Raw genomic sequence first — 19514 nt, 5'->3', positions numbered from 1 at the left:
AGCGAATTGAGGTGCCATCACTATAAACAGGGATGGAGGTTACGCAAGTGGCCCAAGGTGTACGGTCCCGCTATTTCAGCGCTGGCACTTCGGGCAATAGACGCTGGCACGCTGGCCCAGCTTGATCTCGCGTAACGTCGCCCCGCAAACCTTGCACGGTTGGCCGCCACGCCCATAGGCGAACAACTCCTGTTGAAAATACCCCGGCTTGCCGTCGCCGCCGATGAAATCCCGCAGCGTCGTGCCGCCGCGCTCGATGGCGTAGGCCAGAATGCGCTTGATCTCTATCGCCAGTTTCAAATACCGCGCTCTGGAAATCGCTTTGGCCTCACGGCGCGGATCGATACCCGCCGCGAACAACGCTTCGGTGGCGTAGATATTCCCCACCCCCACAACGACGGCGTTATCCATGATGAACGGCTTGACGGCAATCGACTTGCCGCGCGAGCGCTCGTAAAGCCGCTCGCCGTCGAACAGATCGGTGAGAGGCTCCGGTCCGAGACGGATCAGCAGTTCATGGTTATGCGGATCATGACTCCAGAGCATCGCGCCAAAACGACGCGGATCGGTGTAACGCAGCGCCAGACCTGATTCCAGCTCGATGTCGACATGCTCATGCTTGAGTGCAGGCATGCCGACTTCAACCATGCGCAGGTTGCCGGACATCCCCAGATGACTGATGAGGGTGCCGACTTCGGCCTGAATCAACAAGTACTTGGCACGACGCTCAACCTGCACGATGCGCTGCCCTGAAAGGCGCACATCAAGGTCTTCAGGGATCGGCCAGCGCAGGCGGCCATCGCGCACGATCACGCGGCTGACGCGCTGACCTTCGAGATGCGGCGCAATGCCCCGGCGGGTGGTTTCGACTTCTGGTAATTCAGGCATGTATAACTCGGTCGTGCAGAGAGGAAAGCCCAGGAGCGCGCAGGATCAGCGCGCGCCCAGTTCGCGAATGCTTTCCCTCAAATATTCAAAGTCGTATTCGGAAAGCGCGACGTAATCCAGCACCAGCGGCCCGACACTTTCCCACTCGTGATCGACATCCTGACTGCCCAGCACACGATAGGACTGACAGATATGTTCAGCCATTTTCAGCGGGGCCAGCAGATTCTTGAGCGTGGGATCGCGGCTTGTGTCGTCCTGGAAGATCGCCAATGCGTTGTGATGATTGGCGATGGCGTTGGTGACGTGCTCCGGCAGACGCCAGGATTTGGCGGTGTAATAACCCACCACCGAATGGTTGGTGTCGAACGCACGGTTTTCAGTGTCAACCACCCGGCAGTCAGGTCCGGCATTGGCATAGGCCTCCTCCAGCACCGTCATGTAATCGGGAAAACGCTTGAGCATCAGCGGGATGCCGCAGTCGTGAAACAGACCCAGGGCGTAGGATTCATCCACAGTTTGCGAGCCGATGCGCTTGGCCAGCGTCAGACTGGTCATCGCCACATCCTGCGCCGTGTCCCAGAAGCGGTTCAAGGTCACAATGGCCTCGTCAGTCATCTCGCCCCTGATCGACTGCGCGTTGATCAGATTGATGACGGTACGGCTGCCCAGCAGGTTCACGGCCTTATCGATGGAGGCGATCTTGCTGGACAGGCCGTAATGCGCCGAGTTGACGATCTTCAGCAGCGCCCCGGACAACCCCGGGTCCTGTGCAATCAAGCGCGCAATGGCGCCCAGATCCGGATCAGGCATGTACTGCTCCATCTGCAGATCAACCATGATCTGCGGCTGGGGAGGCACGCTGATGCCCTGCAACGCTATCTGTATCTGCTCGGAAGTAAGCTCTTCGGACATAGTTATTCACTCGCAGTAATGAGTGGATTCTCCGCTCTTGGACGTGAACGGTCCATCACCGCGGACTAAGATTTTCTCGGAACTTTGGCTTATGTACAGCTTCGGACCCTATGTACGTGGCGTAGACAGCGGCCTCAAAAAGGCCTGCAGTGCGCCACCCATCAAGCCTGACACTGGAGGATCCCATGTCCAAAGCACTGACTGGCAAGCGCATCGCAATTCTTGTAACCGACGGTTTCGAGCAGGTCGAACTGACCGCTCCGAAACAGGCTCTGGAGCAGGCAGGTGCCACCGTGGAAATTCTTTCTGCAGAGGAAGGCCAGGTCAAAGGCTGGAATCACGACAAGCCGGCTGACGACTTCAAGGTCGACCGGACGTTCAAGGCGGCCAATGCCAGCGACTATCACGGCGTGGTATTGCCGGGCGGCGTGCAGAATTCCGACACCATCCGCGTGGACACTGATGCGCAGAAGATCGTCAAGGACATCGACGCGTCCGGCAAACCACTGGCCGTCATCTGTCATGGCGGCTGGCTGCTGATTTCTGCCGGCCTGGTCAAGGGCAAGACGCTGACCAGCTTCAACACCCTGAAAGACGACCTGGTCAATGCAGGCGCCAAATGGGTCGATCAGGAGGTGGTGACCGATGGCACGCTGATCAGCAGCCGTCAGCCCGATGACATCCCGGCCTTCAACAGCAAGCTGATTGAAGCGTTGTCCGCATAATACATCGCGTTAATCGTCGTCATCCCGGTGCACAACCGGGATGACGCGCTATAATCCCGCTCTTTTTTCAGGAGCGACGTCATGTCCCTGCCTAGCTTGCGCCTCAAAGCCAACGCCGACCGCCGCCTGCGCGCCGGTCATCTGTGGGTCTACAGCAACGAGATCGACGTAGCCGCCACACCGCTGAGCGGTTTTGCGGCCGGTGATCAGGCACTGCTGGAAGCCGCTGGCGGCAAACCGCTGGGCATCGTCGCCATGAGCCCCAACAACCTGATCTGCGCACGCCTGCTGTCGCGTGACATCAAGCTGCCTCTCGACAAGTCGCTGCTCGTTCACCGCATCAACGTTGCGCTGTCGTTGCGCGAGCGTCTGTTCGACAAGCCTTTCTATCGTTTGGTGTTCGGCGACTCCGACCTGCTGCCGGGTCTGGTAGTCGATCGTTTCGGCGACATTCTGGTCGTCCAGCTAGCTTCAGCCACCATGGAAAACCACAAGGAAGACATCATCGCGGCGCTGGTTCAGGTCATCAAGCCGAGCGGCATCCTGTTCAAGAATGACTCGGCAGCGCGCGACGCTGAAGGTCTGAATCGTTACGTTGAAACCGTGTTCGGCCTGGTGCCGGAGTGGGTTGCGCTGGAAGAGAACGGCGTGAAGTTCGAAGCGCCGGTCATGGCCGGGCAGAAGACTGGCTGGTTCTATGACCACCGCATGAACCGCGCGCGCCTGGCGCCTTACGTCAAAGGCAAGCGCGTACTGGACCTGTATAGCTACATCGGTGGCTGGGGCATTCAGGCCGCGGCGTTTGGTGCAGCCGATGTTACCTGCGTCGACGCCTCGTCTTTCGCCCTGGATGGCGTGGAGCGCAACGCAGCGCTGAACGGTTTTGCGGAAAAAATGACCTGCATCGAAGGTGACGTGTTCGAAGCCTTGAAAGAGCTGAAAGCCGGTGAAGAGCGTTTCGACGTGATCGTTGCCGACCCGCCTGCGTTCATCAAGCGCAAGAAAGACATGAAAAACGGTGAAGGCGCCTATCGCCGCCTGAACGAACAGGCCATGCGCCTGCTGTCCAAAGACGGCATTCTGGTCAGCGCCTCGTGCTCGATGCACCTGCCGGAAGACGACCTGCAGAACATCCTGCTGACCAGCGCCCGTCACCTGGACCGCAATATCCAGCTGCTGGAACGCGGCAGCCAGGGCCCGGACCACCCCGTACACCCCGCCATCGCCGAAACGCGCTACATCAAGAGCATCACCTGCCGGTTACTGCCGAACAGCTGATACCAGAAGGGCCGGGACGAGAGCAACACGCCCAGACACCTCTCGTTCCCACGCCCTGCGGGTAATGCATTTCGTGACACTCTGCGTCGCAAGAGGCCTGGCGACATGCGGCACTGGCGCAGAGGTCGTATGCTCAAACCCTCCCCAACACCGCGCGCAGCCCCAGCAACAGCAGAAAATGCAGCGGATAGATCGCATAGGCCCAGCGCCGCATCGGAATCACTGCAAATCCCGGTTTGCTGCGCAGCAACGCAATGCCCAGCACGGGCGCCAACACGCACGCGACTATTGAACCAATGGAAATAGGGTCGCCCCAGGCCGCGCCAGCAAACATCTGCGGCCAGGCATTGCCTGCCAGACAGAACGCTGCCGGGAACACTGCATACCAAAGCCGTTTTTGCAGCACCAGCATGAAGACCAACGGCAGCAGCACACCGGCAAAACCGAACATCAGGTATTTCTGAAAAATCGCGGTAAGCAACAGCGCAACAATAGCCATGACCCGGGTTGTCGGGTTGCGCTGCTGCCAGCTCTGAGCAATCACCAGCCCCAACAGCAATGTCGGCATCACATTGAGCACCGTCGCGTCGGCCATGAACAGCCGATAGGGAATCTCAGCCAGCCCGGCGAACGCCAGCAACCAGCTTAGGTAACGCCATTGCACACGCGGCGCTACCAAGGCGGCACTGCGCCGCGAGAGATTCACCGCAATCGCCAGGCAGAACCAGGGAAAAGCAAAACGCCCAGGCACGTAGAGAAAATTGACTGACCAGCCGACGTAACGCAGGTGGTCGAGCACCATGCTCAGCATCGCCAGCCATTTGAGCAGGTCCAGCGTCTTGTTGCGTCCCGGCAGAAAAGGCGGGTTGGAAAGATCCATATCACTCCTGAACGGGGAATTGCGTCATGCAGCCAACACATGACCGAACCTTATATTGTCGCTACAGTGCGCACCATAATCGCCCATAAGGAATCGGCCATGACAGACCAAAGCCAACAGTTCGCCAGTGACAACTATTCCGGTATCTGCCCTGAAGCCTGGGCAGCAATGGAGCAGGCGAACAAAGGTCATCAACGGGCCTATGGGGACGATCAATGGACTGCGCGCGCTTCAGATGATTTCCGTCGGTTGTTCGAAACCGATTGCGAAGTATTCTTCGCTTTCAATGGTACGGCGGCCAATTCGCTCGCGCTGTCTTCGCTGTGCCAGAGTTACCACAGTGTCATCTGTTCGGAAACTGCCCACGTCGAAACCGATGAGTGCGGCGCGCCGGAATTTTTCTCCAATGGCTCGAAACTGCTGACCGCCCGCAGCCCCGGCGGCAAGCTGACGCCCGAATCGATTCGCGAAGTGGCGCTCAAACGTCAGGACATTCATTACCCCAAGCCGCGTGTCGTGACCCTGACCCAAGCCACCGAAGTAGGCGGTGTCTATCAGCCGGAAGAACTCAAGGCGATCAGCGCCACCTGCAAGGAACTAGGCCTGCATCTGCACATGGACGGAGCCCGGTTCTCCAACGCCTGTGCGTTTCTGGAGGCTTCGCCCGCCGAGCTGACCTGGAAGTCCGGCGTTGATGTGCTGTGCTTCGGCGGCACCAAAAACGGCATGGCGGTGGGCGAAGCGATTCTGTTTTTCGACCATGATCTGGCCGTGGATTTCGATTACCGCTGCAAGCAGGCCGGGCAACTGGCGTCGAAAATGCGCTTCCTGTCCGCGCCATGGGTCGGGCTGCTGGAAAATGACGCGTGGCTCAAGCACGCACGCCACGCTAACCGCTGCGCGCAGCTGCTGGCTGAGCTGGTCAAGGGCATTCCGGGCGTTGAACTGATGTTCCCGGTGCAGGCCAACGGGGTGTTTCTGCAATTATCGGAACCGGCCATTGCCGCATTGACGGCCAGAGGCTGGCGCTTCTACACCTTCATCGGCAACGGCGGCGCACGCTTCATGTGCTCGTGGGACACCGAAGAGGATCGCGTGCGGGAGCTGGCGGCGGACATCCGGCTGGTAATGCAGGGCTGAGGCGTCTAACGCAAGCTTGCGCGTGCAGCTTGTCGAGCTAACGGTTAATCTCCTTCTCAACGGCACTCGGCGCAAAAGGTCGCCCGACCGCCCTCAAGAAGGAGCTTGTCCGCATGTTCGATTTCTCCGCCAGGCTCAAGCAGCACTTCGACGCTCTGCACAGTGAAGCGCAATTCTTTTCCGTACGTTACGTGCATCGCACCGGCCAACGGCTGTGCGTGCGCAAGAATGTCGCCGAGCCGCCATCACTGAGCAGCGACGAAGGCGCGATGTTGACCGTGCGCCTGAACGGCGTCGAAGCGTACGCAGCCACCAACGACATTTCCCGGCAGGGTTTGCAGGCTGCCCTACAGCAGGCCGAAGCGCTGGCGCGGCGTCTGGCACCGCATGCCTTGCTCGACCTGAGCACCCAAGCCGTGTCCACGGCCAAGGCCGACTACCTGTCGCCGAACCTCGATCAGGCCTTCCCGCCGCTGAGCGACTGCATCGGCCTGCTGATGAACGAGTCGAATGCCGTCCCGAAAGACGAACGTCTGGTCAGCTGGCAAGCCTCGCTGGGGCTGGAAACCGTCGAGCAGATCTATTTCAACAGCGCGGGTGCCGAGCTTCGTCAGGCGCAGCGTTTTGTTTTCCCCGGCATGAGCGTGACCGCCTATGACGGCCGCGACAGCCAGACGCGTAACCTGGGTGGCGATAATTTCGGCCAACAGGGCGGCATCGAAGTACTGAGCCATTGCGGGCTAATCGGCGCTGCCGCCAGCGTGGCCGATCAGGCCTTGCAGTTGATCCTCGCGCCGAACACCCCGTCTGGACTGCGCGATCTGCTGTTGATGCCGGACCAGATGGTCTTGCAAATTCACGAATCGATCGGCCATCCGCTGGAACTCGACCGGATTCTTGGCGACGAGCGCAATTACGCAGGCACCAGCTTCGTCAAGACCTCCGACTTCGGCACCCTGCAATACGGCTCCAGCCTGCTGAACGTGACGTTCGACCCTGAGATTCCCGAGCAACTGGCCAGCTATGCGCATGACGACGATGGCACGTCTGCGAGCAAGCAGTTCCTGATTCGCGAAGGCCTGTTGCAACGCCCCCTCGGCGGCGCGCTATCGCAGTACCGCAGCGGTCTGGAGGGCGTTGCCAACAGCCGAGCCTGTAGCTGGAACCGCGCGCCCATTGACCGCATGGCCAATCTGAATATCGAGCCGGGCGATCAGTCGATGGACAACCTTATTGGTAACATTGAGCACGGTATTCTGATGTCGAACAATCGCTCATGGTCTATTGACGATGCGCGTAACAAGTTCCAGTTCGGCTGCGAATGGGGTCAGTTGATTGAAAACGGCGAGCTCAAGGGCGTGGTGAAGAACCCCAACTATCGGGCGATTTCCGCACAGTTCTGGAAGAATCTCAGCGCCGTTGGCGATGCGAGCACGCTCAAAGTGCTGGGCACACCCAACTGCGGCAAGGGCGAGCCGAACCAGGTGATACGGGTCGGCCATGCTTCTCCGGCGTGTGTGTTTGCCAATGTCGATGTATTTGGAGGGGACGCCTGATGCCGCACCAACAGCAATTCGAGGCGCTGGTCGCCTTGCTCAAGGCGGCGATCAGCCCGACCGAACACTTCACACTGGCTTACGATGCCGAGGCGTCGGATTTCATCCGTTTCAACCATGGCCAGGTTCGTCAGGCCGGTTGCGTGCAACAGGTGGTCGTGACCTTCAAGCTGATTGACGACGGTCGTCATGCCAACCTGGAAGTGACCCTGTCCGGTGATACCGAAACCGACAACCGGCGTTTGACCGATGCCTTGCAGCAGTTGCGCGAAACGCTGCCGTCGCTGTCGAAAGACCCGTATCTGCTGCCCAACACGCAGGCCTGGCACAGCAGCAACGTGCAAGACCTGCCATTGCCGGACAGTGCGCAGGTTGTCGAGCAGGTCAGCGCGCTGTCTCAAGGGCTGGATCTGGTCGGCTTTTACGCGGCTGGCCCGTTATATCGAGGCTTTGCCAGTTCGTGGGGTGCGCTGGGCTGGCATCAGGCCAACAGCTTCAATTTCGACTGGAGCCTGTTTCATGAAAACGGCCAGGCGGTGAAAGCCAACTACGCCGGTCACGACTGGAACAGCGAGGCATTTTTACGCCGTTTCGAGCAGGCACGCGAGCAACTGGAGTTTCTCGGACGCCCGCTGCACGTTTTGGAACCGGGGCAATACCGTGCCTACCTGGCGCCGGCGGCAGTGGACGAAGTGATCGGCATGCTCACCTGGGGCGGGTTCTCCGCTCAGGCGCTGGCCAGCAAGCGCAGCCCGCTGCAACGGCTGTATGACGGCGACACCCGTTTCAACCCAGGCGTCAGTATTGACGAGCACGTCACAGGCTCGCTCTCGCCTGCGTTCTCGCGCGAAGGTTACCCGCGCAAGGATCTGGCCCTGATCGCCAACGGACAAGCACGCGAACGCCTTGTGGATTCCAGCAGCGCAGCCGAATATGACCTGCCCGCCAATGGCGCGGACTACGGCGAAGGGCCCAGCGCGCTGAACATGGCAGGAGGTTCGCTGGAGCTGGATCAGATCCTTGAAAAGCTCGGCACCGGCCTTTACATCAGCAACCTGTGGTACTTGAACTTCTCGGACCGCGCCGCCGCGCGTCTGACCGGCATGACACGCTTTGCAACTTTCTGGGTCGAAGATGGCCAGATCGTCGCGCCGGTCAGCACCATGCGCTTCGATGACAGCGCCTACAGTCTGCTCGGCAGTGCGCTGGAAGACCTGACCCGCGAGCGGGAACTGATCCTGCAATCAAGCACCTACAGTCAGCGCCAGACCGGATCTACGCAGTTGCCCGGTGCGCTGCTCAGTCGTATCACCTTCACGCTATAGCAGGAGCTTATGTCGAACTCAGCAGCGCCGATCATGGACGAAAAGACCCTGCGGTGGATGCCCTGGGTCATCGCCATCGCTTTCTTCATGCAAAGCCTGGACGGCACGATCCTCAACACGGCCCTGCCGTCCATGGCCCGTTCGCTGGCAGAAGACCCGCTGCGCATGCAGTCGGTGGTCATTGCCTACATGCTGACCATCGCGCTGCTGATTCCGGCGTCGGGCTGGATTGCCGACCGTTTCGGAATCAAGCGCATTTTCTTCAGCGCCATCCTGCTGTTCAGCTTCGGTTCGCTGCTGTGCGCGCTGTCCTGGTCACTCAACGTGCTGGTGGCGGCCAGGGTAATTCAGGGGCTGGGCGGCGCACTGATGTTGCCCATCGGGCGGCTGATTGTGTTGCGCGCCTATCCGCGCTCGGAACTGGTGCGGATCATGGGTTTCATCACCGTGCCCGGCCTGCTTGGCCCTTTGCTGGGGCCTACGCTGGGCGGCTGGATGGTCGAGTACCTGAGCTGGCACTGGATCTTTCTGATCAATATCCCGGTCGGGATTCTTGGCTGCTACGCCGTCAAACACTACATCCCCGATCTTCCCGGCGGCGGCCGGACGCGCTTTGACGGTGTCGGCTTCATTCTTTTTGGCGCAGCGATGGTGCTGATCACTATTGCGCTGGAGGGCCTGGGTGAACTGCACCTGCCGCACATGCGTGTGGTGCTGCTGTTGTTTGCCGGGATGGGTTGTCTGGCAGCCTACTGGCTGCGCGCCGGTCATATCGAGTCACCGCTGTTCGCCCCGTCGCTGTTTCGCACACGCACGTTTGCGGTCGGCATCATGGGCAACCTGTTCGCCCGTCTGGGCAGCGGTGCACTGCCGTTTCTGGTGCCCTTGTTGCTGCAAGTTGCGCTGGGTTATTCACCGTCTCAGGCCGGTATGAGCATGTTGCCGCTGGCGGCAGCCGGCATGTTCGCCAAGACCGTGGCGCGCTGGCTGATCGAACACTTGGGGTATCGTCTGATTCTCACCGGCAATACGCTGCTGCTGGGCATTCTGCTGGCAAGCCTCGCACTGGTTGATATGCAAACACCTTACTGGGTCTTGCTGGTGCAACTGGGGCTGCTAGGCGCGGTGAACTCGTTGCAGTTCACTGCAATGAATACCGTCACCCTGATCGATCTCGATGACGCCAGCGCCGCCAGTGGCAACAGCCTGCTGTCAGTGGTCGCTCAACTGTCTCTGAGTCTTGGAGTGGCAAGCGCTGCCGCTTTGCTGGGCGGTTTCAGCGAAGAAGTAGCCACAGGCGAAGTCAGTAGCGTGCTGGGGGCCTTCCAGCTGACGTTCCTGAGCGTGGGTGTGCTTGCGATGTTTGCAGCGGGCATCTTCCTGCAGTTGCCTGCAAAAGAGGCCAAAACGACCCAATCCTGAGCCAGGATGCGGCTAGTCAGCCACGAGGAGGTTTCAATCGTCATCGTTTGAAAAACGCTTTTTCCCCTGAAAACACTGCGCTTTAAGTATCCGACCAGATACATTGAAGAAGTAAGGCAACCGGCCGACACTTTTATAGCACTAAGCCATCGTGGTCTCTTGTAAGCACGGGCGCCATGATGCAACCTTGCAATACGCGAAAAGGGGGTTTCACGCCCGTCGCGACTAGTATCCGGAAGCGAGTTTGTTCATGAAAAGCCAAACCGATGCTGCCGGTAGAACCGCAGCCGAGGTAGTGACGCAATTGCCAGTGCCGTCGCGCTTGGGAATGCTGCGTTTCGAGAGGCTGAATGAAGCCAATTGGGCGCTATTGTTTCTCGATCCAAATTGCGAAAAGCAGCTTGGTATGCCTGCCGTCGACCTTTGTGCCTTGATTGGATCCCCTTATGCCAGTCTCATGGAACCTGAAGCACGCTATCAGCTGCATGACGACGTTCAACTGCAACTGTCCTCTTCTCCGAATTACTTGATCCGCTATACCTTGCATACGCCCAAAGGTCCGCTTGGGCTGCTGGAAATAGGCGAGGCCTACAAGCAGCACAATCGTCATTTGTTACGCGGCTACTTCATGATCGTCGACGAGCTGGTCGCGGAGAGCGAGCAGCCCGTCGACGCCGATCTGGAAACCCGCAACTCCCGATTGCAGATCGCCCTGGAGCTCAATCAGCGAGCACAACGAGACCAGTTCGCGCATCTTGAGCGTGTGCGCGCCCAGCAGGACCTGATCCTGCGCCTGACCCGCCACCGCTATACCACCGCCAACACCCTGCTGGAGGCGGCGGAGCTGATCACCCGAAGCGCCTGCGATATCTACGATGTCGACCATGTAAGTATCTGGAACCTGAACGACAAGCGCCTGGAGCCGATCACTGGCTATGACCGGGAAAGTGGTGATTATCGGGCTCGCACGCCGATCGACATCAGCCCTTATCCTTCGTATCTCCAGGCCCTGCACACCAGCAGAGCGATTGATGCCAGCAATATCCAGACTGACCCGCGCACCCAGGAAATGGCCGAAAGCCTGACCCCCATGGAAACCCGCGCAGTGCTGGACGCCAGCATTCGCATCGACGGCCAGGTGGTGGGCGTGCTTTGCCTGGAGCAGTCCGGCTCGACACGCGAATGGCAGTCCGACGAGATAGCCTTCGCCGGCGAGCTGGCCGATCAGTTCGCCCAGGTGATCAACAACCATAACCGTCGTGCCGCAACCAACGCGCTGCATTTGTTTCAGCGTGCGGTCGAGCAGAGCGCCAACGCATTTCTGCTGGTCAACTGCGACGGCGTGGTCGAATACGTCAACCCCAGCTTTACGGCCATCACTCAATACAGTTCCGATGAGGTATCCGGGCGCAAACTCTCGGAATTGCCGGCGCTGGAAAACCTCAATCAGTTGCTGCTGGAAGCCAATTCCAGCCTGACCAACAGCAACAGCTGGCAGGGCGAATTCAAAAGCCGTCGCAAGAACCTCGAACCGTACTGGGGCCAGCTGTCGATTTCCAAGGTCTACAGCGATACACGTGAACTGACGCACTACATCGGTATTTACGAGGACATCACCCAGAGCAAGCTGGCCCAGCAGCGCATCGAGCGCCTGGCCTACACCGACAACCTGACCAATCTGGGCAATCGTCCGGCGTTCATCCGCAATCTGGACGAACGCTTCGCCCGCGACACCGACACGCCGATGAGCCTGTTACTGGTCGACATCGACAACTTCAAGCGCATCAACGACAGCCTTGGGCACCAGACCGGTGACAAGCTGCTGATCAGCCTGGCGCGGCGTCTGCGCAACACGCTGAGCCCCACTGACGTGCTCGCGCGCTTTGCCAGTAACGAATTTGCCGTCCTGCTGGACAACACAGGCCAGGAAGCAGGACAGGCGACTGCCAGCCAGGTGCTGGCCACGCTGGACAAGCCGATGTTCGTCGACAACCAGTTGATCAGCGTCACCGGATCGGTAGGGCTGGCCTGCGCTCCGCTGCACGGTCGCGATCCGCAAACCCTGATGAAAAACGCCGGACTGGCGCTGCACAAGGCCAAAGCCAACGGCAAGCATCAGGTGCAAGTGTTCACTGAGGCGCTGAATGCCGAAGCCAGCTACAAGCTGTTCGTCGAAAACAACCTGCGGCGCGCCCTGACCCAGAACGAGCTGGAAGTGTTCTATCAGCCAAAACTGTGCCTGCTGACCGGGCGTCTGTTGGGTATGGAAGCGCTGCTGCGCTGGAATCATCCCGAGAAAGGCATGATCCGACCGGATCAGTTCATCAGCGTGGCGGAAGAAACCGGGTTGATCATCCCTATCGGCAAATGGGTCGCCCGCCAGTCCTGCCGCATGAGCAAGGACCTGACGGCTGCAGGCTTCGGCCATTTGCAGGTGGCGATCAACGTGTCGCCCAAGCAGTTCTCCGACCCGGAGCTGGTGTCTTCGATTGCCTCGATCCTCAAAGAGGAAGCGCTTGACCCCTCGCTGCTGGAGCTGGAGCTGACCGAAGGCTTGCTGCTGGAAGCTACCGAAGACACTCGCCAGCAACTCGACTCGCTGAAAAAACTTGGCCTATCGCTGGCCATGGATGACTTCGGCACCGGTTACTCGTCGTTCAGTTATCTGAAGAAATTCCCCATCGATGTGATCAAGATAGATCGCAGCTTCATCCGCGATATTCCGGATGATGAAGACGACATGGAAATCACCTCTGCGGTTATCGCCATGGCCCACAATCTAAAGCTCAAAGTGGTTGCCGAAGGTATCGAGACCTCCGCCCAACTGGCATTTCTGCGCCGTCATCGGTGCGATGTGGGTCAGGGGTATCTGTTCGACAAGCCGATCCCCGGTGAAGAGCTGATCGAAAAACTGCAACGGTACCCTCGTCGGCCATCCGCCTGACCACCTTCCCTGCACCCTGCTCACTCGGGCACACTGTTGGTCTGTTTTTACACGGCAGCACTTGTTTCCACGTGTAACGGGACCTATGTAACTCTATTCATCCGTCCTGGCCCTGCTGCCTGTCTCTAATTGAGAGGATACGGTTCATGACTCTGCGCTCGGAAATTCTAGTGAACAAAAATGTACTGCCTACCGCCGAACAAGCATTGCCGGGTCGTGAAACACCTATGGCGCTGCCGGAAACTCACTTCGTCAACGGTAACCCACTGCTGGGCCCGTTCTCGAATAACGTCGAATTCGCCATCTTCGGCATGGGTTGCTTCTGGGGCGCAGAACGTCGCCTGTGGCAACAGGAAGGTGTCGTGAGCACCGTCACCGGTTACGCGGGCGGGTTTACCCCGAACCCGACCTACGAGGAAGTCTGCTCCGGCCTGACCGGGCACACTGAAGTGGTGCTGGTCGTTTACGAGCCTGAGAAGATCAGCTACGAAGCACTGCTCAAAGTGTTCTGGGAAGCGCACAACCCGACTCAGGGCATGCGTCAGGGCAATGACATCGGCACTCAATACCGCTCGGTAATCTACTGCACCCAACCTGAACAGCTCGCAGCCGCCAAGGCCAGTGCCGAGGCGTATCAGGCTGAATTGAGCAAGGCCGGTTTGAATGCGATCACGACTGAAATAGAAGAAGCCCCGACGGTCTACTTCGCTGAGGCCTATCACCAGCAATACCTGGCCAAGAACCCGCAGGGCTATTGTGGCTTGGGCGGCACCGGGGTTTGTCTGCCAGCCTGATTCGCGCCTGGCGGCCCGAAAACAGGGTTTTTCAGGCTTCTGCCCGCAGGCCGTAGGAGCGAAGCGTCGCCGTTGCGCTCCTACGGCCTACGGGCAGAATCAAAAGCGGGCTTATGTATAACGCTGAGTTCCCGTGTGGGAATGCAGTCTGGACGCTCTGCGTCCGCCCTGGGCCGCGCAACACGGCCAGGGGGCATGCACGCTTACTCGGCAATCAACCAGTCCATTTTCCAGCCGCCCTGAGTCTGGCCCAGTTTTTCGGCCAGATACGGCATCAGCTCGCGCAGCTCTTCTTCCAGGCCCCACGGCGGATTGGCGATGGCGAGGCCTGAGCCGTTGAGGCTAGCTGGGGTGTCGAGCGGGTGGACGTACAGTTCGACGCGTAACAGTTTGGGGGCTCCGGTTTCTGCCAGGTCCTGATAGAAACGTCTAAGCAGACGTGGGTCCTTGATCGGGTACCAGATCGCAGCCACTGTCTGACGCATGCGCCCGATGGTTTCCTTCAACGCAACCGCACAACGTTTCATTTCGTCGAGCTGCTCGAAGGGCGGATCAATGAGCATGACGGCGCGCTTTTCAGCGACTGGCAGCAAGGCGCGTGGCACATGCCAGCCTTCCCCCAAATGGACCGCCACGCGACGATCACCCTTCATGTTCTCCTTGAGCAGGCGCCCGTCTTCCGGGTGCTTCTCGTTGAGCAACACACGCTCGCGCTCGCGGGTCAGGCGGCGGGCCAGTTCAGGCGAACCGGGGTAATAGCGCAGTTCGCCATCGGGGTTCATGTCGTGCAGCACTTGCAGGTAATCGGCAGCCAGCGCAGGCAGGTCTTCGGTATTCCACAGACGGCCGATGCCTTCCAGCCATTCGCCCGTGCGAGTGGCCTGGTCACCTTTGAGATCATACAGCCCGAGACCGGCATGGGTGTCGAGATAGGCAAACGGCTGTTCCTTGCGCGCCATGAGGGCGATCAAGCGAGTCAGCGTCAGGTGTTTGAACACATCGGCGTGGTTGCCGGCATGGTAGGCGTGGCGGTAATTCATGGCAGCTCCTGGCAAGCCGCGCAGTTTAGCAAACCTGAGCAGTGAACAAGAATTTGTAACGAACTTGCAGGACTCGTCTCTTTCGTTTGAAGGAAATTTCCGAGAAACCCCGGCCTATTGTGTCTGCCGATTTCGATCTCTACTCTGCGCCGGTTGCCGCATATTCAGCGATGAGGATTAGTGAAGACGCAATCATGCACGCCAGCGAACTGCTGCGTTGCGCCATGACCAGCGCCGCTGAATTCAGCGACAGCATGACCGGCACGCAACGAGACATGACGCTCTCGATCATGCACCTGATGGAGATGGCAAAAGTGATACTCGACTGGGCGATAGACAAATCCGGGACCGAATGAGCGCGCAGTGAACTGAAAACGACGTACGCGTAGCCAATCCAGCCATGCGCGACATGCGGGGTTGCCCGCAGTCAGCTGTCCCACCAGAATCGGAAAAAAGACCGATCACAGGAACAGACGTCATGATGCACGCTGATTTGATTGACCAGGAAGATCTGCTCGGCCAGCTCAGAGCCTTGGGATTCGAACCCCCCGGAGGCTCAACAGCCGAACAGGCATGCGCACACGCTGTTTGCGGTCTTAACGCAGAACGCGCTACAGCCTTGCGCCGCATGGTGGAAAAGCTCCTCACCGGCAGCGCCACCCTCCTCCCGGCGGTCCGCCAGGCCATCGACCAGCAACTGCTGCCAGCGCTGGCTGCTTACCGGCAGAGTCAGACCTGACCACATCGCGCTTACGTCTTGAAGGGGGGCTGAAGCTTCGGAGGCTCTGCGCTGACCGCGAAGAGCAGAATCGAAAGATCGGATAATTTCACTCGGAGCACCATGACCTGCTTGTCGAAACGCCAGGATGACTGAATCAGGACGACAGGCGAGTGACAACCTGCATAGCGATCAATGCGACAAGCGCCGCCGCAGCCACAGTCACGAACGGCAAAAGGCCTATGCGAGAAGCGAACGATTCCTTAGCGCTCATGCGTGCGTCCAGATCAGCTATTTCAGCACTGACGGATGAATCTACTTTCGGAGTCAAGGTATCCATAATTTGTCCTCTGCAAATGGGGCGCAGACCTTTTGCAAATACCATGCAAACAATTTGAACCGTTCCCCTGTAAAACTCAAGGGCTCACCTATATAGGGTCAGAGCGATCAGCTTGGTGCCAACAGCTTGAGGATGGCACTACCTGCCGTTATAAGACCCGCACCAACCAGAAACGGGTACCAGAAAGCCTCTCGTTTCAACTTTCTGTCTTCTGACAACAACTTTCGAGTTCGTTAAGAACGAGCCCTACGCCTCAATACTCAATCCGCACATCGCCCCTCGGCACGCTGCAGCAGGACAGGATATAGCCCTCCGCCACGTCTTCGTCGGTGATTCCGCCGTTGTGTTCCATTTCCACTTCGCCACTCAGCTTCATGACCTTGCACGTTCCGCAGATGCCCATGCCGCAGGCTTTGGGGATCATCAGGCCGAGTTTGGCGGCGGCGGCGTGAACGGTTTCGTTCGGGCCACGCGGATGCTCTTGCCGGTGTCAGTAAACTCCACCTGATGCAGGTCGGCGGCATCGACATCCGGTGCATCGGCGGCGATTTCAGCCTGTTCGACGGCGTCGGCGCGAGCTTCGGCAGGTGTCGCACCGAATGACTCTTCATGGTACTGCGCCATGTTGAAGCCGTTTTCCAGCAACAGACGCTTGACCGCTGTCATGTACGGCGTCGGCCCGCAGCAGAACACCTCACGCTCCATGAAGTCCGGGGCCATCAGTTCAAGCATCTTCTGGTTCAGGTAGCCGCGATAACCCGCCCACGGCTCACCCAGCCCGTGTTTTTCACAGACCAGGTGCAGGTTGAAGTTGTCGATCCGCGACGCCATGTGCTCCAGCTCGCGGTGGTAGATGATGTCCTTGGGCGAGCGGGCGCTGTGCACGAATACCATGTCGACATTCGCGTTGGTGTCGTAGAACCAGCGCGCCATCGACATCACCGGCGTGATGCCCACACCGCCACTGAGGTAGAGAATTTTCGGGTTCGGGAAATCAATCGCGTTGAACAGCCCGACCGGCCCGTGCACCGCCAACTCCTGTCCTTCGGTCAGGGTGTCATGCAGGTAATTGGAAACCCGGCCGCCCGGCACGCGCTTGACCGTGATCGAAAAACTGTAAGGCACCGAGGGCGAACTGGAAATGGTGTACGAACGCATGATCGGCAGGCCGTCGATCTCAAGCTCCAGGGTGACGAACTGGCCTGGCTTGAAAAAGAACATGATCGGCTGATCGGCCATGAAGCAGAACGTGCGTACATCCCAGGTTTCCTGGATGACTTTGACGACACGTACCAGGTGGCGCCCATTGGCCCATGTCTGGGTTGTGACCGGGCTCAGGAAACTTTGGGACATACTCGATCTCCACGGCCGACTGTCGGCCTCTCATGTTGCGGATTCTGCGTAACACGCGAGGCGACCATTTACCTATCAACGACATTCACGTACTTACCGCGACCAGCCCCGGGGAACAAGGCCTTTCGCGTCGGGAACGGATTCGGCCATGTCGCCCATAGACAAGGTTCGCCCTGCGCTCGGCTCCACACTCGGCATCAAAGGAATCGAGCATGAACGACTGATCTATCGTCTTGCGTGCAACGCGACAACAACCGTATCAGCCACATTCGCAGGCCGCCCATGATGCGGTCATGAGGGATTTTAACGATGGACGTCACCGCAACCTTGAGCCTGGGCGATCCGCTGGAACCTGCACGCAAGGCCACTGCAGAAATGCTGCAGAGCCGCGAGCGCACTTATTCGCTGCCGCAGCCCTTCTACAGTGATGAACGGCTGTTTGAAATCGACATGCAGGAAATCTTTCATAAAGAATGGCTGATTGCAGGGATGACCTGCGAAATCCCGACCAAGGGCAACTACCTGACGCTGCAGATCGGCAAGAACCCGATCCTCGTAGTGCGCGGCCCGGACGGGGCGGTCAATGCGTTTCATAACGTGTGTCGCCACCGCGGCTCACGCCTGTGCACCGCAGAGAAAGGCAAGGTCGCCAAGCTGGTTTGTCACTACCACCAGTGGACCTACGAACTGGACGGCCGCCTGCTGTATGCCGGTACCGAAATGGGCGAAGACTTCGACATGAAGCAGTTCGGTCTCAAGCCGGTACACGTCAAGACCGCGGGCGGCTACATCTTCATCAGTCTGGCGGAGAACCCTCCGGCCATTGACGAGTTCCTGTCGACGCTCCGCCACTACATGGAGCCCTACGATATGGAAAACACCAAGGTGGCGGTGCAGACCACCTTGATGGAAAAAGCCAACTGGAAGCTGGTGTTGGAGAACAACCGCGAGTGCTACCACTGCAGCGGCTCGCACCCGGAGCTGCTCAAAAGCCTGCTCGAATGGGACGACGTCACCGACCCGCGAGCCGATCAGGCCTTCAAGGACCATGTGGCTGCGTCCGCCGCCGCCTGGGACGCCGAGAAAATCCCTTACGCCCATGCCAGCTTCGGCCTGCGTAACCGCATCGTGCGCATGCCGCTGCTCAAAGGTACGGTCTCGATGACCATGGATGGCAAGGTCGGCTGCAAGAAACTGATGGGCCGCATCCAGAACCCGGAACTGGGCTCGATGCGCATCCTGCATCTGCCGCACTCCTGGAACCACTGCATGGGCGATCACATCATCGTGTTTACCGTGTGGCCGATCAGCGCCCAGGAAACCATGGTCAGCACCAAGTGGATTGTGCACAAGGACGCAGTGGAGGGCGTGGACTATGACGTGGAACGTATGCGCCAGGTCTGGGACGCTACCAACGACCAGGACCGCCGTCTGGCCGAAGAGAACCAGCGCGGCATCAACTCCACCGCTTACCAGCCAGGCCCTTACTCGAAGACCTATGAGTTCGGCGTGGTCAACTTCATCGACTGGTACAGCGCGCGCATGCTGGAGAACCTTGGTGCAGAGCCTGCGCCGTATCTGAAAGGCGTGGCGGTGAATCACGAGTAAGAGGGTTCCTCTCCGGGCAAACCCTTCAGCGCGCGGCCAGCTTAATCCTCTCGGGAGAGGGCTGGCTTGCGAGACTGCCAGTCATCTGGCAATCGATACGCTCTGCACTACCGTGCCTCTGTTGAAAAAATACAGTCCTTTCATACGCTTGCCTGAATACTGTATGTTTTTTAACCAAAACCCTGGAACCCTTACACCATAACGCTTACAGCAGATCGCAAACATCTTATCCACAGAAGCGCCAACAGACTTTGGGTACAACTTTGCCAAGTCGCGCACCTTGCTGTGGAAAACTTCAAAAATACGGTTTCAAAATGGGATATGCACACCATTCGTGCGCGGCGTGTCGCAATTGATCACTTTTCATACAAAACCTTGAAGCCCCCGTTTTCAAAGGCTTTTAGGCGATCACGAACAACTTATCCACAAAAGCGCCAACAGAGATTGTGAGCAAATCAGTCACCGAGAACCGTGAGCGTGCCCGTTATCCACTGAAAAATTCTCAATGAAAACCGAAGGTTATGTTGATCAATTTTCGAACAACCCTCTGCAAGCCACGTTTCACGTACGCTTCAGCCATCCGCGAACACA

The 19514-nt window shown here is 58.8% G+C and carries 15 protein-coding genes and 1 pseudogene; 11 read left to right on the top strand and 5 right to left on the bottom strand.

Going from position 1 to position 19514, the window contains the following annotated elements:
• Window positions 1-75 precede the first annotated feature (75 nt).
• A complete protein-coding gene (gene mutM, locus N018_RS01645) occupies window positions 76-888 on the bottom strand; it encodes a bifunctional DNA-formamidopyrimidine glycosylase/DNA-(apurinic or apyrimidinic site) lyase (protein WP_024646641.1) in 813 nt (270 codons plus the stop codon).
• 45 nt (window positions 889-933) lie between these two features.
• The gene (locus N018_RS01640; RefSeq protein WP_195757179.1) at window positions 934-1746 is read right to left on the bottom strand and encodes an HDOD domain-containing protein; all 813 of its coding nucleotides are present in this window, start codon (window positions 1744-1746) and stop codon (window positions 934-936) included.
• Window positions 1747-1985: 239 nt separating this feature from the next.
• Between N018_RS01640 and N018_RS01635 the strand changes: the two genes are divergently transcribed.
• Window positions 1986-2525 carry a type 1 glutamine amidotransferase domain-containing protein gene (locus N018_RS01635; protein ID WP_025388690.1) on the top strand — a complete coding sequence of 180 codons (540 nt, stop codon included), beginning with the start codon at window positions 1986-1988 and terminating at the stop codon, window positions 2523-2525.
• An 81-nt stretch (window positions 2526-2606) separates the two neighbouring features.
• Window positions 2607-3803 (top strand): class I SAM-dependent rRNA methyltransferase, encoded by a 1197-nt coding sequence (locus N018_RS01630; RefSeq protein WP_024672712.1) that lies wholly within the window; start codon window positions 2607-2609, stop codon window positions 3801-3803.
• Between the two features lie 133 nt (window positions 3804-3936).
• Here N018_RS01630 and N018_RS01625 read toward each other — a convergent pair whose 3' ends face one another.
• Window positions 3937-4683, bottom strand: a complete 747-nt coding sequence (locus N018_RS01625) for a TraX family protein (RefSeq protein ID WP_025388689.1) — start codon at window positions 4681-4683, stop codon at window positions 3937-3939.
• Between the two features lie 99 nt (window positions 4684-4782).
• Here N018_RS01625 and N018_RS01620 point away from each other — a divergent pair, with 99 nt between their 5' ends.
• The 6 genes from N018_RS01620 to msrA all read left to right on the top strand — a co-directional run bounded on the left by N018_RS01620 (window position 4783) and on the right by msrA (window position 13864).
• A complete protein-coding gene (locus tag N018_RS01620; RefSeq protein WP_024646646.1) occupies window positions 4783-5823 on the top strand; it encodes a threonine aldolase family protein in 1041 nt (346 codons plus the stop codon).
• 113 nt (window positions 5824-5936) lie between these two features.
• Window positions 5937-7379 carry a TldD/PmbA family protein gene (locus N018_RS01615; protein WP_025388688.1) on the top strand — a complete coding sequence of 481 codons (1443 nt, stop codon included), beginning with the start codon at window positions 5937-5939 and terminating at the stop codon, window positions 7377-7379.
• A complete protein-coding gene (locus tag N018_RS01610) occupies window positions 7379-8704 on the top strand; it encodes a TldD/PmbA family protein (protein ID WP_025388687.1) in 1326 nt (441 codons plus the stop codon). The genes N018_RS01615 and N018_RS01610 overlap by 1 nt, the downstream gene beginning before the upstream one ends.
• Before the next feature lie 9 nt (window positions 8705-8713).
• Window positions 8714-10126, top strand: coding sequence for a multidrug transporter subunit MdtD (mdtD, locus tag N018_RS01605; RefSeq protein WP_024646649.1), 1413 nt, complete (start codon window positions 8714-8716; stop codon window positions 10124-10126).
• 250 nt (window positions 10127-10376) lie between these two features.
• Window positions 10377-13070: a sensor domain-containing phosphodiesterase gene (locus N018_RS01600; protein WP_025388686.1), complete on the top strand. Its 2694-nt coding sequence runs from the start codon at window positions 10377-10379 to the stop codon at window positions 13068-13070.
• Between the two features lie 146 nt (window positions 13071-13216).
• The gene (msrA, locus tag N018_RS01595; protein ID WP_024646651.1) at window positions 13217-13864 is read left to right on the top strand and encodes a peptide-methionine (S)-S-oxide reductase MsrA; all 648 of its coding nucleotides are present in this window, start codon (window positions 13217-13219) and stop codon (window positions 13862-13864) included.
• A 203-nt stretch (window positions 13865-14067) separates the two neighbouring features.
• Here the strand turns inward: msrA and N018_RS01590 are convergent, their stop codons facing one another.
• Window positions 14068-14904, bottom strand: coding sequence for a 23S rRNA (adenine(2030)-N(6))-methyltransferase RlmJ (locus N018_RS01590; protein ID WP_024646652.1), 837 nt, complete (start codon window positions 14902-14904; stop codon window positions 14068-14070).
• A 170-nt stretch (window positions 14905-15074) separates the two neighbouring features.
• Between N018_RS01590 and N018_RS27890 the strand changes: the two genes are divergently transcribed.
• A complete protein-coding gene (locus N018_RS27890) occupies window positions 15075-15260 on the top strand; it encodes a DUF6124 family protein (protein ID WP_051476190.1) in 186 nt (61 codons plus the stop codon).
• A 122-nt stretch (window positions 15261-15382) separates the two neighbouring features.
• Window positions 15383-15643 carry a hypothetical protein gene (locus N018_RS01580; RefSeq protein ID WP_025388684.1) on the top strand — a complete coding sequence of 87 codons (261 nt, stop codon included), beginning with the start codon at window positions 15383-15385 and terminating at the stop codon, window positions 15641-15643.
• 572 nt (window positions 15644-16215) lie between these two features.
• On the opposite strand, the pseudogene gbcB reads toward N018_RS01580, so the two are convergent.
• A pseudogene (gene gbcB, locus N018_RS01570) lies at window positions 16216-17315 on the bottom strand (glycine-betaine demethylase subunit GbcB).
• Between the two features lie 309 nt (window positions 17316-17624).
• Here gbcB and gbcA point away from each other — a divergent pair.
• The gene (gene gbcA / locus N018_RS01565; protein ID WP_024646657.1) at window positions 17625-18923 is read left to right on the top strand and encodes a glycine-betaine demethylase subunit GbcA; all 1299 of its coding nucleotides are present in this window, start codon (window positions 17625-17627) and stop codon (window positions 18921-18923) included.
• Window positions 18924-19514 lie beyond the last annotated feature (591 nt).

This window comes from Pseudomonas syringae CC1557 (genome assembly GCF_000452705.1).
Taxonomy (GTDB): Bacteria; Pseudomonadota; Gammaproteobacteria; order Pseudomonadales; family Pseudomonadaceae; genus Aquipseudomonas; species Aquipseudomonas syringae_F.
Note: the sequence above shows the minus strand (reverse complement) of the source record. Positions and strands in the feature narration are given on the sequence as shown.